General features: G+C 60.3%; 1 protein-coding gene. It reads left to right on the top strand.

What is annotated here, in order from left to right:
- The first annotated feature begins 83 nt into the window (after positions 1-83).
- A complete protein-coding gene (locus HR9077_RS20960; protein ID WP_003812968.1) occupies positions 84-356 on the top strand; it encodes an HU family DNA-binding protein in 273 nt (90 codons plus the stop codon).
- Positions 357-448 lie beyond the last annotated feature (92 nt).

Genomic DNA, 448 nt, shown 5'->3' with positions numbered 1-448 from the left:
TCCGTTCTCTGTTTGCCGGCGCCTGTTTGTCTACTTGCTCTGCGCGTCTGGAAAACCCAATACCTTGTGAGGGGTAAACCTGAATGAACAAAACCGAACTCATCGATCACATCGCCAGCAAGGCCGATATCTCGAAAGCCGCCGCCGGCCGTTCGCTTGACGCCCTGATCGGTGCCGTAAAGACCACCCTGAAGAAGGGCGGCACGGTCACGCTGGTGGGCTTCGGCACTTTCGCCGTGTCCGCGCGCGCCGCACGCACCGGCCGCAATCCGCGCACCGGCGAAACGATCAAGATCAAAAAGGCCAAGGTGCCGAAGTTCCGTCCGGGCAAGGCGCTGAAAGACGCCGTCAACTGATGGACGCAAAGGCAAATCGGCGCTGCCGATTTGCCTAACAAAACCGGGTCCGCTATACTGCGCCCCGCGATTTACTTGAGTGGCCCCGAGGC

Origin of the sequence: Modicisalibacter radicis, assembly GCF_900961225.1 — a bacterium.
Classification (GTDB): Bacteria; Pseudomonadota; Gammaproteobacteria; order Pseudomonadales; family Halomonadaceae; genus Modicisalibacter.
This window is presented reverse-complemented; position numbering and strand designations above follow the sequence as displayed.